Source organism: Massilia sp. ZL223 (genome assembly GCF_018119395.1).
GTDB lineage: Bacteria > Pseudomonadota > Gammaproteobacteria > Burkholderiales > Burkholderiaceae_D > Telluria.
In genome coordinates, this window is the sequence record NZ_JAGPWD010000004.1 from 139,360 (window position 1) to 153,166 (window position 13,807).

Annotated in this window: 13 protein-coding genes; 8 read left to right on the forward strand and 5 right to left on the reverse strand. The window is 62.9% G+C overall.

Annotated elements, in window-relative coordinates; all coding sequences use genetic code 11:
• Window positions 1-105: 105 nt before the first annotated feature.
• Complete coding sequence (gene glmS, locus KBW95_RS04595; RefSeq protein WP_211523004.1) at window positions 106-1,935, reverse strand: glutamine--fructose-6-phosphate transaminase (isomerizing); 1,830 nt, start codon at window positions 1,933-1,935, stop codon at window positions 106-108.
• Window positions 1,936-2,097: 162 nt separating this feature from the next.
• Here glmS and KBW95_RS04600 point away from each other — a divergent pair, with 162 nt between their 5' ends.
• Window positions 2,098-2,568: an Lrp/AsnC family transcriptional regulator gene (locus KBW95_RS04600; RefSeq protein ID WP_211527601.1), complete on the forward strand. Its 471-nt coding sequence runs from the start codon at window positions 2,098-2,100 to the stop codon at window positions 2,566-2,568.
• A gap of 191 nt (window positions 2,569-2,759) precedes the next feature.
• Here KBW95_RS04600 and glmU read toward each other — a convergent pair whose 3' ends face one another.
• Window positions 2,760-4,136, reverse strand: coding sequence for a bifunctional UDP-N-acetylglucosamine diphosphorylase/glucosamine-1-phosphate N-acetyltransferase GlmU (gene glmU, locus KBW95_RS04605; protein WP_211527602.1), 1,377 nt, complete (start codon window positions 4,134-4,136; stop codon window positions 2,760-2,762).
• A 26-nt stretch (window positions 4,137-4,162) separates the two neighbouring features.
• Here glmU and KBW95_RS04610 point away from each other — a divergent pair, with 26 nt between their 5' ends.
• The 4 genes from KBW95_RS04610 to KBW95_RS04625 all read left to right on the forward strand — a co-directional run bounded on the left by KBW95_RS04610 (window position 4,163) and on the right by KBW95_RS04625 (window position 6,616).
• Window positions 4,163-5,056, forward strand: coding sequence for a DUF6279 family lipoprotein (locus KBW95_RS04610; protein WP_211527603.1), 894 nt, complete (start codon window positions 4,163-4,165; stop codon window positions 5,054-5,056).
• 40 nt (window positions 5,057-5,096) lie between these two features.
• Window positions 5,097-5,738: a 16S rRNA (guanine(966)-N(2))-methyltransferase RsmD gene (gene rsmD, locus KBW95_RS04615; protein ID WP_229429547.1), complete on the forward strand. Its 642-nt coding sequence runs from the start codon at window positions 5,097-5,099 to the stop codon at window positions 5,736-5,738.
• A 104-nt stretch (window positions 5,739-5,842) separates the two neighbouring features.
• Window positions 5,843-6,343 (forward strand): pantetheine-phosphate adenylyltransferase, encoded by a 501-nt coding sequence (gene coaD / locus KBW95_RS04620; RefSeq protein WP_211523008.1) that lies wholly within the window; start codon window positions 5,843-5,845, stop codon window positions 6,341-6,343.
• A gap of 12 nt (window positions 6,344-6,355) precedes the next feature.
• Complete coding sequence (locus tag KBW95_RS04625) at window positions 6,356-6,616, forward strand: YfhL family 4Fe-4S dicluster ferredoxin (RefSeq protein ID WP_211523009.1); 261 nt, start codon at window positions 6,356-6,358, stop codon at window positions 6,614-6,616.
• Here KBW95_RS04625 and KBW95_RS04630 read toward each other — a convergent pair whose 3' ends face one another.
• Window positions 6,617-6,838 carry a ChaB family protein gene (locus KBW95_RS04630; RefSeq protein ID WP_211523010.1) on the reverse strand — a complete coding sequence of 74 codons (222 nt, stop codon included), beginning with the start codon at window positions 6,836-6,838 and terminating at the stop codon, window positions 6,617-6,619.
• A gap of 14 nt (window positions 6,839-6,852) precedes the next feature.
• Here KBW95_RS04630 and KBW95_RS04635 point away from each other — a divergent pair, with 14 nt between their 5' ends.
• A complete protein-coding gene (locus tag KBW95_RS04635) occupies window positions 6,853-7,407 on the forward strand; it encodes a DUF1003 domain-containing protein (protein WP_211523011.1) in 555 nt (184 codons plus the stop codon).
• 533 nt (window positions 7,408-7,940) lie between these two features.
• Here the strand turns inward: KBW95_RS04635 and KBW95_RS04640 are convergent.
• Complete coding sequence (locus KBW95_RS04640) at window positions 7,941-8,225, reverse strand: hypothetical protein (protein ID WP_211523012.1); 285 nt, start codon at window positions 8,223-8,225, stop codon at window positions 7,941-7,943.
• 140 nt (window positions 8,226-8,365) lie between these two features.
• On the opposite strand from KBW95_RS04640, the gene KBW95_RS04645 reads away from it, so the two are divergent.
• A complete protein-coding gene (locus KBW95_RS04645; protein WP_211523013.1) occupies window positions 8,366-9,322 on the forward strand; it encodes a LysR family transcriptional regulator in 957 nt (318 codons plus the stop codon).
• Between the two features lie 45 nt (window positions 9,323-9,367).
• Here KBW95_RS04645 and KBW95_RS04650 read toward each other — a convergent pair whose 3' ends face one another.
• Window positions 9,368-9,823 (reverse strand): Lrp/AsnC ligand binding domain-containing protein, encoded by a 456-nt coding sequence (locus tag KBW95_RS04650; RefSeq protein WP_211518786.1) that lies wholly within the window; start codon window positions 9,821-9,823, stop codon window positions 9,368-9,370.
• A gap of 217 nt (window positions 9,824-10,040) precedes the next feature.
• Between KBW95_RS04650 and putA the strand changes: the two genes are divergently transcribed.
• Window positions 10,041-13,688 (forward strand): trifunctional transcriptional regulator/proline dehydrogenase/L-glutamate gamma-semialdehyde dehydrogenase, encoded by a 3,648-nt coding sequence (gene putA, locus KBW95_RS04655; RefSeq protein WP_211527604.1) that lies wholly within the window; start codon window positions 10,041-10,043, stop codon window positions 13,686-13,688.
• Window positions 13,689-13,807: the final 119 nt, after the last annotated feature.

Consider the following 13,807-nt stretch of genomic DNA (forward strand, 5'->3'; position numbering starts at 1 on the left):
ACATATTGGCGCCGTTAAATGAAAAAGGGCCCCGACACAAAGTGTCGGAGCCCATAGTCAGTCAGTCTCTATTTATACGTGTTAGCAGAGCAAACTGTAGAAAACTTATTCCACCGTCACCGACTTCGCCAAGTTACGCGGCTTGTCCACATCGGTACCGCGCGCCAGCGCGGTGTGGTAGGCCAGCAGCTGCAGCGCAGCCACGTGCAGGATCGGCGACAGCTCGCCGTAGTGCTCCGGCAGGCGGATCACATGCAGGCCGTCGCCCGAGGTGATGCGCGAGTCGACGTCAGCGAACACGTACAGCTGGCCGCCGCGGGCGCGCACTTCCTGCATGTTCGACTTCAGCTTTTCCAGCAGCGCATCGTTCGGGGCGATCGTGACCACCGGCATCTCTTCGGTTACCAGCGCCAGCGGGCCGTGCTTCAGCTCGCCTGCCGGGTAGGCTTCGGCGTGGATGTACGAGATTTCCTTGAGCTTGAGCGCGCCTTCCAGGGCGATCGGGTAGTGCATGCCGCGGCCCAGGAACAGGGCGTTTTCCTTGCGTGCGAATTCTTCGGCCCAGGCCATGATCTGCGGCTCGAGCGCCAGCACCGAGGACAGCGCGACCGGCAGGTGGCGCATCTGCTTGAGGTGCTCGGCTTCTTCCGCGTCGCTCAGGCGGCCGTTGACTTGTGCCAGGGTCAGGGTCAGCAGGAACAGCGCAGCCAGCTGGGTGGTGAAGGCCTTGGTCGAGGCCACGCCGACTTCGACGCCGGCGCGGGTGATGTAGGCCAGCTTGCACTCGCGCACCATCGCGCTGGTGGAGACGTTGCAGATGGTCAGGGTGTGCGGCATGCCCAGGCTGCGTGCGTGCTTCAGCGCGGCCAGGGTATCGGCCGTCTCGCCGCTCTGCGAGATGGTCACGACCAGGGTCTGCGGGTGCGGCACGCTGTCGCGGTAGCGGTATTCGCTGGCGATCTCGACGTTGACCGGGACCTTGGCGATGCATTCGATCCAGTACTTGGCGGTCAGGCCGGCGTAGTAGCTGGTGCCGCAGGCCAGGATCAGCACGCGGTCGATTTCCTTGAACACGCCGTAGGCGCCGTCGCCGAACAGTTCCGGCATGATGCCGGTGACGCCTTCCAGGGTGTCGCCGATGACGCGCGGCTGCTCGAAGATTTCCTTCTGCATGTAATGGCGGTATGGGCCCAGCTCGGCCGCGCCGGTGTGGGCGTGCACGGTCTTGACTTCGCGCTCGACCGAGCGGCCTTCGGCGTCGACGATCCAGTAGCGGGCCAGTTGCAGGTCGACCACGTCGCCTTCTTCCAGGTAGATGATCTGGTCGGTGGTGCCGGCCAGCGCCATCGCGTCCGAAGCGACGAAGTTCTCGTTCTCGCCCACGCCGACGATCAGCGGCGAACCCTGGCGCGCGGCGACCACGCGGTGCGGCTCTTCGCGGCAGAACACGGCGATCGCGTAGGCGCCGTGCAGGCGCTTGACGGCTTGCTGCACGGTGTCGAACAGGTCGCCGTTGTACATGTGGTCGACCAGGTGGGCGATGACTTCGGTGTCGGTCTGGCTCTGGAACACGTAGCCGAGGCTGGTCAGCTCCTGGCGCAGCTCGTCGTGGTTTTCGATGATGCCGTTGTGGACAAGTGCGATGCGCGCGGTCTCTTCGTTCGGCGAGAAGTGCGGGTGGGCGTTGTGCGACGCCGGCGCACCGTGGGTGGCCCAGCGGGTGTGGGCGATACCGGTGAAGCCGTCCAGGCGCGCTTCGCGGACCTGGGATTCGAGGTCGGCCACGCGCGAGGTGCTGCGCGAACGGGTCAGGCGGCCGTCGAGGTGGACGGCGACGCCGCAGGAGTCATAGCCCCGGTATTCCAGGCGCTTCAGGCCTTCGATCAGGACGGGAGTGATGTTGCGCTTGGCGACTGCACCGACGATACCGCACATGGCTTCTACCTCATTAAAAATTGTTAACTAAAGCTATGCTAGGGCAACTGTCGTGAAATAAGCTTTCAGAATCCACCTGTTTTTGTTAGATTATTTCATGACCCTATATTGATGAAATTTTCTTTCATTTCATCGAACATATTTTAATAATATTTCACGGCGATGACAGAAGAACCCATCCTCGACGAACTAGATCGTCGCATCCTGAACACACTGCAGACTGATGCATCGCATACGAACGCCGAACTGGCGGAACTGGTGCATGTCTCGCCGCCTACTTGCCTACGCCGCGTCAAGCAGTTGACCGAGGGAGGGGTCATCGAGCGCCAGGTGGCGATCGTGAATCCGGACAAGGTCGGCGCCCGGCTGACGGCCATCGTCGAGATCACGCTCGATGTGCAGGCTGCCGAGCGCATGGACCAGTTCGAGAAGCTGGCGGCGCTGGAAAGCGCGGTGATGCAGTGCTACCGTGTGGCGCCGGGGCCGGATTTCGTGCTGATCGTGCAGGTGCCGGATATGCCGGCGTATCACGCGCTGGCGCATCGCTTGTTCACATCCCACGCGAATGTGCGGAATGTGAAGGCGTATTTTTCTACGCATCGCAGTAAGTTTGATACGCGGATTGCGGTTTGATTGAGAGCTAATTGCTACTCATGCAAACTTGGGTTCCCGCCTGCGCGGGAACGACGATGTAGAGGCTGAGCCTGAGGCTCGACTGTGGATAACTATGTGGAAGACCCCTTTGAAAACCACAGGATAAGCATGTGATTACCCTGTGTTTTTCTTGTGTTTTTCCTGTGATTACCCTGTCGGTATCCGGTGGATTACTTCTTCACCTTCACCGGGCGCTTCCAGTTTTCGATGGTCATTTGTTTCGGGCGCGAGATGGTCAGCTTGCCGGCCGGTGCGTCCTTGGTGAGGGTGGTGCCCGCACCCAGGGTGGCGCCCGCGCCCACGGTGACCGGGGCCACCAGCTGGCTGTCGCTGCCGATGAAGGCGTCGTCCTCGATCACGGTGCGGAACTTGTTGGCGCCGTCGTAATTGCAGGTGATGGTGCCCGCGCCGATGTTCACGCGCGAACCCACGGTGGCGTCGCCCACGTAGGCCAGGTGGTTGGCCTTCGAGTGCGCGGCGACGGTGCTGTTCTTGATCTCGACGAAGTTACCCACATGGACGTCCTCACCCAGCTGGGTGCCCGGACGCAGGCGCGCATACGGGCCGATCTGCGACTTGTCGCCCACCACGGCGTCTTCGATGTGGCAGAAGGGCTTGATCTGGGCGCCCGCGCCGATCCTGGCGTTCACCAGCACGCAGTTCGGTCCGATCGTGACGCCGTCGGCAATTTCCACGCGGCCCTCGAACACGCAGCCGACGTCGATCACGACATCGCGGCCGCAAACCAGTTCGCCGCGCACATCGATGCGCGCCGGATCCATCAGGGTGACGCCTTTTTCCAGCAGGGCAGTGGCGATATTCAGTTGATGACGACGCTCCAGCTCGGCCAGCTGGACCTTGCTGTTGACGCCGGCCACTTCCCACTCCGCCGACGGCTGGGCGGACACGACCGGCACGCCCTCGGCTACGGCCTTGGCGACGATGTCGGTCAGGTAGTACTCGCCCTGCGCATTGTTGTTCGACAGCGATTCCAGCCAGCTCTTCAGGCGGCTGGTGGGGATGACCATGATGCCGCTGTTGATCTCGCGGATCGCGCGTTCCGCCTCGTTGGCATCCTTTTCCTCGACGATGCGCACGATATTGCCGTTCTCGCGGACGATGCGGCCCAGGCCGAAGGGATTGGCCTGCTCGACGGTCAGGATCGCCAGCTTGTCCTTACCGGCGGCCTCGACCAGGCGCTGCAGCGAATCGGCAGTGGTCAGCGGTACGTCGCCGTACAGCACCAGGGTGGGTGCGTTTTCATCGATCTGCGGCACGGCCTGCATCACGGCGTGGCCGGTGCCCAGCTGCGGCTGCTGCAGGGCGGTGTCGATCGCGGCGCCGGTGGATTCTGCCAGCTTGGCCACCATCTCGGGCACCGCTGCGCCCCCGTGACCATAAATCACGCATAATTTGCTCGGCTTGAGGCTGCGGGCGGTGTCAATGACATGCTGCAACAGTGGCTTCCCAGCCAGCGGATGCAGAACTTTTGGCAGTGCGGATTGCATGCGCTTACCCATGCCGGCGGCGAGGATCACTACGTTCATAAGCCGTTCTCGAAAAAGTTGAAAATATGAAAAATTTTAGCACGCCAGATTCCTTGTTCCGGCGCACATTTGCCCTGTTGGCCATTGCGCTGCTGGCGCTGGTGGCGGGCTGCAGCACGATCCGCTTCACCTACAACCAGGGCGACACTTTACTTTACTGGTGGTTGGATTCCTACGTCGACTTCGAAGGTACCCAAGCCGACGTCGCCAAGCGCGACATCAATAAGTTATTCCAGTGGCACCGCCAGACCCAGCTCAAGGATTACGCTGCCTTGCTGGGAACTTTCCAGCGAGAGCTGGGCGGCACTCCCACCCAGGCCGTCCTGATCACCGGCTACCGCGAGATGCGCGTGCGCGGCGAGCGCCTGGCGCTGCACGCCGTGCCCGAGATGACCACCCTGGCGATGTCGATCACACCGGAGCAGATCGGCAACATCGAAAGCAAATTCAACAAGAAGAACGAAGAATACCGCCGCAAGTTCGTCACCGGCGACGCGGAAAAACGCCAGAAGGCCCGCTACAAGAAATCGATGGAGCAGTTCGAGCTCTGGTTCGGCAATTTCACCAGCGAGCAGGAAACGATCATGCGCCGGGCCTCGGACGCGCGTCCGCTCGACGCCCACATCTGGCTGGAGGAACGCCAGTGGCGCCAGCGCCGCATCCTGGCCATGCTGCGCAAGGTACAGCTGGAGAAATTGAACCGCGAACAGACGACGGCCCAGGTCCAGGCCATGCTGCGCGATATCTTCGGCCGCCTCGAGTCGCCCGAGCGCAAATCCTTCTACGACAACTACATCGACCAGACCACGAAGTACATCCTGACCGCGATCCGCACGGCGACCCCGGCGCAAAAAGCCCATGCCCAGCAGCGCATGCAAGGCTGGATCCAGGATTTCCAGGCCTTGGCGGCCGGCAAGTAGCGAGAAAAAGGGGAGCGGGGCCCATGCTATAGTGCCGCCCATGCAGAAAAAGTCCCACCCCAAGCCCCATGGCGCGCCGCGCATGGCGCAGCACCAGGTCCGCATCATCGGCGGCGCCTGGAAACGCAGCCTTCTCCCCGTTGTCGACGCCCTTGGCCTGCGCCCGACGCCGGACCGGGTCCGCGAAACGGTCTTCAACTGGATCAACCACCAGCTCGGCGGCGACTGGGAAGGCGTCACCGTCCTCGATCCCTTCGCCGGCTCCGGCGCCCTGGGTTTCGAAGCGGCCAGCCGCGGCGCCGCCTCGGTGACGATGATCGACAACCATGGCCCGGCAGTACGCCAGCTCGAAGCGAACCGCGACAAGCTCAAGGCCGGCAACATCACCGTCTTGCGCGCGGACGCCGTCACGATGTTGCGCGACATGGCCGCGCGCGGCCAGCGCTTCGATGTGATCTTCCTCGATCCGCCTTATCAACAAGAACTCCTGGCCAAGACCTTGCCCCTGTGCCCGGCGCTGCTGAAGGAGGACGGCATGGTCTATGCCGAAGCCGAAGCGGCCCTGCCCCTGGAAGAAGGCGAGGACAGGCCGGAATGGCTGGGCGGCTGGGAAGCGGTACGCGCCGATAAAGCCGGCATGGTCTATTACCACCTGCTCAAGTTGCACAAAAACAAAACCTAAGCGACGATTCTGCACAAGAATTGAGCAAAAGCCGCCCCACCCTGGGGCGGTTGCCGGTTTTTCAGGCATAATGCGCCTTTAACAGGGCATTCTCAGGAGCCGCAATGGTTGTAGCCGTTTATCCAGGTACGTTCGATCCGCTGACCCGCGGCCACGAGGATTTGGTGCGTCGTGCATCCGGCCTGTTCGACCGTCTGATCGTCGGCGTTGCAGACAGCAAGAACAAGCGTCCATTCTTTACGCTCGACGAACGGCTCGAGATCGCCAAGGAAGTGCTGGGCCATTATCCGAACGTGCAGGTCGAGAGTTTCTCGGGACTGCTCAAGGATTTCGTGCGCGAGCACGATGCCCGTGTGATCGTGCGCGGCCTGCGCGCGGTATCGGATTTCGAATACGAGTTCCAGATGGCGGGCATGAACCGCTACCTGCTGCCCGATGTCGAAACCATGTTCCTGACCCCGTCCGACCAGTACCAGTTCATTTCGGGCACCATCGTGCGCGAAATCGCGCTGCTGGGCGGCGATGTGTCGAAATTTGTCTTCCCCTCGGTCGACCGCTGGCTGCAAAAGAAAATCGCCACCATGGCGGCCGCACCGAAAGCCTGAGCGAGAAGTAGCATGGCCCTTTTGATTACCGACGACTGCATCAATTGCGACGTGTGCGAGCCCGAGTGCCCGAACGAAGCGATTGCTATGGGCGAAGAGTTCTACCAGATCGATCCGAACAAGTGCACCGAATGCGTCGGTCACTTCGACGAGCCGCAATGCCAGCAGGTCTGCCCGGTGGCCTGCATTCCCCTGCATCCCGACTGGCGCGAATCGCGCGAGCAACTGCTGGCCAAGTACGAGCGCCTGACTGCCGCCAAGACGGCGGCCTGATTACAAGACCGGCTCCCAGTCGCCGGTCTCCTCGCTTTTCCTGTATTTCCTCTTCACCGCGGTCTTCCACGCCACCATGTGCGCGGTCCGTTCGCGCGCCTCGCCGCGTTCCGCCACTTCGTCCCACACCTCGTTGAATACTGCCTGGTAGGTCTCCAGCGCATAGTCCGGCAGGCCCGCGCGCACGTGCGGCGGCAGCTCGGAAATCGATCGATAGGGCATGCTATGCTCCTTTCATGGATGCTCAAGACGACGATCTGGCCGGCAAGCTCCCCCATTCAGTGCACGAGAACCTCGGCACGATTGCGGAATTTCACGAGCGCAAGAAGGAGCAGTTGTCCCCAGCCCAGGCCTTTTTCGAGCGGGTGAGCCTGGTCCTGGGCACGCCGGCCTATGTCGCCGCCAATCTCGTGTTCGCAGTGTGCTGGATCGCCTGGAACCTTGTCGCACCCAATATCGGCTTCACGCAGATCGACGAGCCTCCCTTCTTCTGGCTCCAGGGCCTCATCGGCCTGAACGCCTTCATCATTTCCACCGCCGTGCTGATTCGCCAGAATCGCATGTCCAAGCTCGCCAACCACCACGCCCATGTCGACCTGCAGGTCAGCCTGCTGGCGGACGAAAAGACCAGCAAGATCATCCAGATGCTCGAAGAGCTGCGCCGCGACATGCCCGGGGTCAGGAACAAGGTCGACGAGGAGGCGGATGAGCTCGCCCAGCGCACCGATACGGAGGCGGTGATCACCGCCATCGAGCGCGAGTCAGACGGCATCAACTGCGAACGCAAATAATTCCCTGAAGAGCTGTCCTATGAACCGGCTAGGGTCATGCCCACGCCGGTTCTTTCCTTCGTCCGTCGTCTTTACCGGAAGTAATTTACAACGACCTATTGAATGTGAAATTCGTGTAATAGGTATTCTTCTGATTTAATTGATGCGCCAAAATAGGGACAACGTCTCCAAATATATCAATTTTTCAGGAAGCGATAGAAGAACAGCCGACTTACAAGATCTTCGCTTAACAACGATATTTTGTCGCTCTTTGATCACGCATTCATACGCGAACTCGCATTTTTGTATCAATCCCTGAAAATCCCAATATCTACTCTTTGTGATATTTGTTAAATCGAATACCCAAGAAAACCCCGGTGACGAAGAGTCACCCATGCATGCGCCCGGAATGGTCGGCATATCAGAGGAGAAAACGAAAGGGATATAGCCGCGGCATCGACTTCGGCGGCAGACGGGGAAGGCGGACGAAAAAAAACGCGGTATCCGTTTCCGGACACCGCGCTACACGGAGAAATCGGGAGTGCTGGTGGCGCTTAGTGGCGGCAGGCCATGGCGCGTACTTCGGCGGCCTCGACCTCGTTCAGGCCCGCAGCCCGGCGTTCGCGCGCCAGCGCATCGCGCTGGGCCTGGCGCGCGGCCAGCTCGGCCTTGGTGCGGCGCGGGCGCACGGTCAGGAACAAGGCGCGGCCGATGCCGACCAGCAGCGGACGGAAGAACATGGCCGTACCACCCAGCAGCGCCAAGGTCGCAGTAGTGCGGAACACCTGGCCGTAAGGCAAGGTGGCGGCGGTCTGGAGTAGGGTAGTTGCAGCGGACATGATCTAGCTCAATATGGTATGGTGTGAAATATAGTGCAACGCAACATATAAATCTAATTCCGTTTGTTGATAGTGCTTATACTGTTTGTGAATGATTTGATGTACACTTGTGTGCACACAACAGTCCTCCCCGAGTTCCCATGAGCTTCCTGACGCTTGACCTGAACCTGCTGCGCGTTTTCGACGCGGTGATGACCGAGCAAAACCTGACCCGCGCCGCCGGCCACCTGGCGATGACCCAGCCGGCAGTCTCCAACGCCATCAAGCGTTTGCGGGAAAGCCTGGGCGACGAACTCCTGATCCGCACCGCCTATGGCGTCAAGCCGACGCCGCGCGCCGAAGCGCTGTGGCCGGCCGTGCGCCAGGCCCTGGCGGCGCTGGAAGCGGCCGTGATGCCGGAAACCTTCGACGTTTCCAAGGCCCAGGCCACCTTCCGCATGGCGATGGCCGACGCCACCGCCGCGCTGTGGCTGCCGTCCCTGATGCGTTCGATCGAAAGCGAGGCGCCGGGCGTGAACATCCGCATGGTGCCGCTGACCACGCGCGAACCGCGTCCCATGCTGCTGCGCGGCGACATCGACCTGGCGGTGGGCTTTTTCCCGGGCGTGGCGGCCCAGCTGTCCTACGAGACCGGCTCGCCGATCCGCCACGAGCGCCTGTATTCGGGGGTCTATGTGTGCGTGATGCGCAAGGACCACCCGCTGGCCAAGGAAAAGCTGGACCTGGACACTTATTGCAAGGCCAACCACCTCCTGGTGAGCTTCTCGGGACGGGCGCACGGCCTGGTCGACGAAGCGCTGGCCCAGATCGGCCGCGAACGCCGCATCCTGCTGACGGTGAATCAGTTCTTCACGGCAGGGCGCGTGGTGGCGAATTCGGATCTGATTACGGTGCTGCCGAAGCACCTGATGGTCTCGACCGGCATGACCGATGTGCTGGTCTGGCGCGAGCTGCCTTTCCAGCTGCCGGCCGTGCACCTGGACATGCTCTGGCACGAGCGCGACGGCCGCAGCCCGGCGCACCGCTGGCTGCGCAAGAACCTGGAAAGTATGGCGGAGAGCGCATCGCCGAAGACGGGCGCGCGCAAGGTGGTGTAATGCCCTGGTGCGCGGGGCTGGGGCCAGCTCCCGCGCCCGGTCTGCTCAACGAATGGGCAGCTTGGTCGTGTTCTTGACTTCTTCCATCACCGCATAGGTGTGCGTCTCGCGCACGCCCTTCTGCAGCAGCGTCTTGCCCAGGAATTCACGGTAAGCCGCCATATCCTTCACGCGCGCCTTGACCAGGTAGTCGAAACCGCCTGCCACCATATGGCATTCCAGGACTTCCGGGATCATCTGGACGCTCTGTTTGAATGCATCGAAGACTTCAGGAGTGGTACGATCCAGTACGACCTCGATGAACACCAGCAGCGAGACATCCAGCAGCTGGGGATTGAGCTGGGCCGTATAACCCTGGATATAACCGGACTCATGCAGCTTGCGCACGCGTTCCAGGCAGGCGGCGGGGGACAGGTTGACCCGTGCGGCCAGTTCGACGTTGCTTATTCGCCCGTCATTCTGCAATTCGGCCAGAATTTTCTTACTGATCTTGTCCAGCATCGGTCTCTCTCCGTTATAAATATTATTCGGTCAGATTGTCGCACCAAAAACTATCTTTTGCTAGTCTGTCGTAAAAACAGAATTAATCCAGAAGATTTCCTTCTACAATCGAATCATTTCACCGTGTCATGACATGCGCCGGCCAGCTCCCCAGCGGTACGGCGCTTTTGCTGCGCGCGGTGGCCCGTTTCCTCCCTTTTTCGATTGAAGACCAGCCATGCAGATTGCCGCTTCCCCGGCCTCCACCTTTGTTCCGTTCGATGCGCTCCAGGCCGAAGTCAAGCGCGACCAGTCGCCGCTGCGCGCAGCCATCACCGCCGCCTACCGCCGCGATGAAACCGAAGCCGTGCAATGGCTGCTGGCCCAGGGCGCCAGCGCCAACGGCGATGCCTACATGCTGGCGCACCGCCTGGTCTCGAGCGTGCGCGAAAAGCGCACCCGTTCCTCGGGCGTGGATGCGCTGATGCACGAGTTCTCGCTGTCGTCGGAAGAAGGCGTGGCGCTGATGTGCCTGGCCGAAGCGCTGCTGCGCATTCCGGACAGCGAAACCGCCGACCGCCTGATCGCCGACAAGATCAGCAAGGGCGACTGGCGCAAGCACCTGGGCGAATCGCCCTCGCTGTTCGTCAACGCCGCCACCTGGGGCCTGCTCATCACCGGCAAGCTGGTGAGCACCAATAGCGAAAAAGGCCTGGGCTCGGCCCTCACCCGCATCATCGCCAAGGGCGGCGAACCGCTGATCCGCAAGGGCGTGGACCTGGCGATGCGCATGCTGGGCAACCAGTTCGTCACCGGCCAGACCATCGAGGAAGCGCTGAAGAACAGCCGCGAGAACGAAACCCGCGGCTACCGCTACTCCTACGACATGCTGGGCGAAGCCGCGCTGACGGAAAGCGATGCGAAGAACTACTACGCTTCCTACGAAACCGCGATCCATGCGATCGGCAAGGCCTCGAACGGCCGCGGCATCAAGGACGGCCCGGGCATCTCGATCAAGCTGTCGGCCCTGCACCCGCGCTACAGCCGCGCGCAGTACGCCCGCGTGATGGGCGAACTGCTGCCGCGCGTGCGCAGCCTGGTCCTGCTGGCCAAGCAGTACAACATCGGCATCAACATCGACGCCGAGGAAGCCGACCGCCTCGAGATCTCGCTCGACATGCTGGAAGCCCTGGCTTTCGACCCTGAGCTGGCCGGCTTCGAAGGCATCGGCCTGGTGGTCCAGGCTTACCAGAAGCGCTGCCCCTTCGTGATCGACTTCGTGGTCGACCTGGCCAAGAGGAGCGGCCGCAAGTTCATGGTGCGCCTGGTGAAGGGCGCCTACTGGGACGCCGAAATCAAGCGCGCCCAGGTGGACGGCATGCCGGGCTATCCGGTCTACACCCGCAAGGTCTACACCGACGTCTCCTACCTCACCTGCGCACGCAAGCTGCTGGCCGCCACCGACGTGATCTACCCGCAGTTCGCGACCCACAACGCGCATTCGCTGTCGGTGATCTACACCTGGGCCAAGGCCGACGGTGTCAGCAACTACGAATTCCAGTGCCTGCACGGCATGGGCGAGACCCTGTACGACCAGGTCGTCGGCAAGAACAAGCTGGACAAGGCCTGCCGCATTTACGCGCCGGTCGGTTCGCACGAGACCCTGCTCGCCTACCTGGTGCGCCGCCTGCTGGAAAACGGCGCCAACTCGTCCTTCGTGAACCAGATCGTGGACGAAAACGTCGCGATCGACACCCTGCTGGCCGATCCGTTCGAGCAGGCGCGCGCCGCCGGCGCCAAACCGCACCCGGCCATCGCCCAGCCGCTGAACATGTTCGGCGCCGAGCGCAAGAACTCCGCCGGCTACGACCTGGTCAACGAAAACGTCCTGCGCCAGGTCACCGAAGGCCTGGCCCAGCAGCGCCAGCACGCGGCCGGCCCGCTGATCGCAGGCGGCGTCGAAGGCAGCGGCACCGCCAATGTCGTCAACCCGGCGCAATCGGCCGACATCGTCGGCACCGTGCGCGAAGCCTCGCGCGCCGACGTCGAGACCGCGCTGGCTGCCGCGTCAGGCTTCGCGGCCGAATGGGCCGCCACCAGCGCCGACGCGCGCGCCGCGATCCTGGAACGCACCGCCGACCTGTTCGAGCAGAACGGCGTCGAACTGATGGCCCTGGCCGTGCGCGAAGCCGGCAAGTCGCTGCCGAACGCGATCGCCGAACTGCGTGAAGCGGTCGACTTCCTGCGCTACTACGCCGTGCAAGCCCGTACTTCGGCCGCCGAGGGCGCACTGGGTCCTGTCACCTGCATCAGCCCTTGGAACTTCCCGCTGGCGATCTTCACCGGCCAGGTGGCCGCCGCCCTCGTGGCCGGCAACGTGGTGCTGGCCAAGCCGGCGGAGCAGACCCCGCTGATCGCCCACCGCGCGGTGGAACTGTTCATCGAAGCGGGCGCCCCGCGCGCAGCGCTGCAGCTGCTGCCGGGCCGCGGCGAAGTGGTCGGCGCCGCGCTGACCGCCGATACCCGCATCAAGGGCGTGATCTTCACCGGCTCCACCGAAGTGGCGCAGCTGATCAACCGCCTACTTGCCGCGCGTGCCGAAAAAGAAGGCATCGACATTCCGCTGGTGGCCGAAACCGGCGGCCAGAACGCCCTAATCGTCGATTCGTCGGCGCTTCCGGAACAGGTGGTGCAGGACGTCCTGAGCTCGGCCTTCGACAGCGCCGGCCAGCGCTGCTCGGCGCTGCGCGTGCTGTTCCTGCAGGAAGACATCGCCGACAAGACCATCAAGATGCTCAAGGGCGCGATGCAGGAACTGGTTGTGGGCAGCCCGGACCGCCTGGCCACCGACATCGGCCCGGTGATCGATGCGGAAGCCCAGCGCAACCTGCTGGCCCACATCGAACGCATGAAGGCCACCGCGCGCAGCCACTTCGCGCTCGAGCTCCCAAGCTCCGTGACCGGCTACGGCACCTTCGTGCCGCCGACCGTGCTCGAAATCGCCTCGCTGGCGGAACTGAAGCAGGAAGTCTTCGGCCCGGTGCTGCACATCGTGCGCTACCGCCGCGCCGAGCTGGCGCAGGTGATCGACACCATCAACGCCACCGGCTACGGCCTGACCCTGGGCGTGCACTCGCGTATCGACGAGACCATCGACTTCATCGTCGAGCGTGCGCATGTGGGTAACATCTACGTGAACCGCAACATCGTCGGCGCGGTCGTGGGCGTGCAGCCCTTCGGCGGCGAAGGCAAGTCCGGCACCGGCCCGAAGGCCGGCGGTCCGCTCTACCTGAAGCGCCTGCAGCGCGCCGCGGCGCCGCTCATGCAGCACCAGCGTACTCCGGAAGCGGGCCTGGAAGCGCTGCTCGGCTGGCTGCGCAGCAGCGGCCACCAGGACATCGCCACGCTGGCCGAAGGCTACGGCCGCTCGGCGCTGCAGGGCGTGACGATCGACCTGCCGGGTCCGACGGGCGAGCGCAACCAGCTGTCCTTCACCCCGCGCGGCACCCTGCTGTGTGCGCCCGCCACCCAGGCCGGCCTGCTCAACCAGCTGGCCGCCGCGCTGGCGACCGGCAACCGCGCCCTGGTGCTGGCCGGCTCGCAGGAGCTGATTCCGGCCAAGCTGCCGGTGCTGGTCAAGGAGCGCGTGCGCTTCGTCGGCGAGGCGGAACTGGGTGCGGAAGACTTCCAGATCGCGCTGCTGGAGACCGGCCTGGCCGGCTCGCTGCGCTCGCAGCTGGCTGCGCGTCCGGGCGCGATCGTTGGTATCGTGGATACCAGCGCCAGGGAGCCGGTGGCCCTGTGGCGCCTGGTGACCGAGCGCGCGGTGTGCGTCAACACGACCGCGGCTGGCGGTAACGCAAGCCTGATGACGCTGGGCCTGTAAGAATCGATGTCGGACGCGTGGATGGGTCTCCCCCATCCACGCCAAATGAGCATAGAGTAGGAAGGGTAGAAGAGACGGTTTTACAAAAAGAGCTGCAAAATGTGCCGCAACAAGGCCGG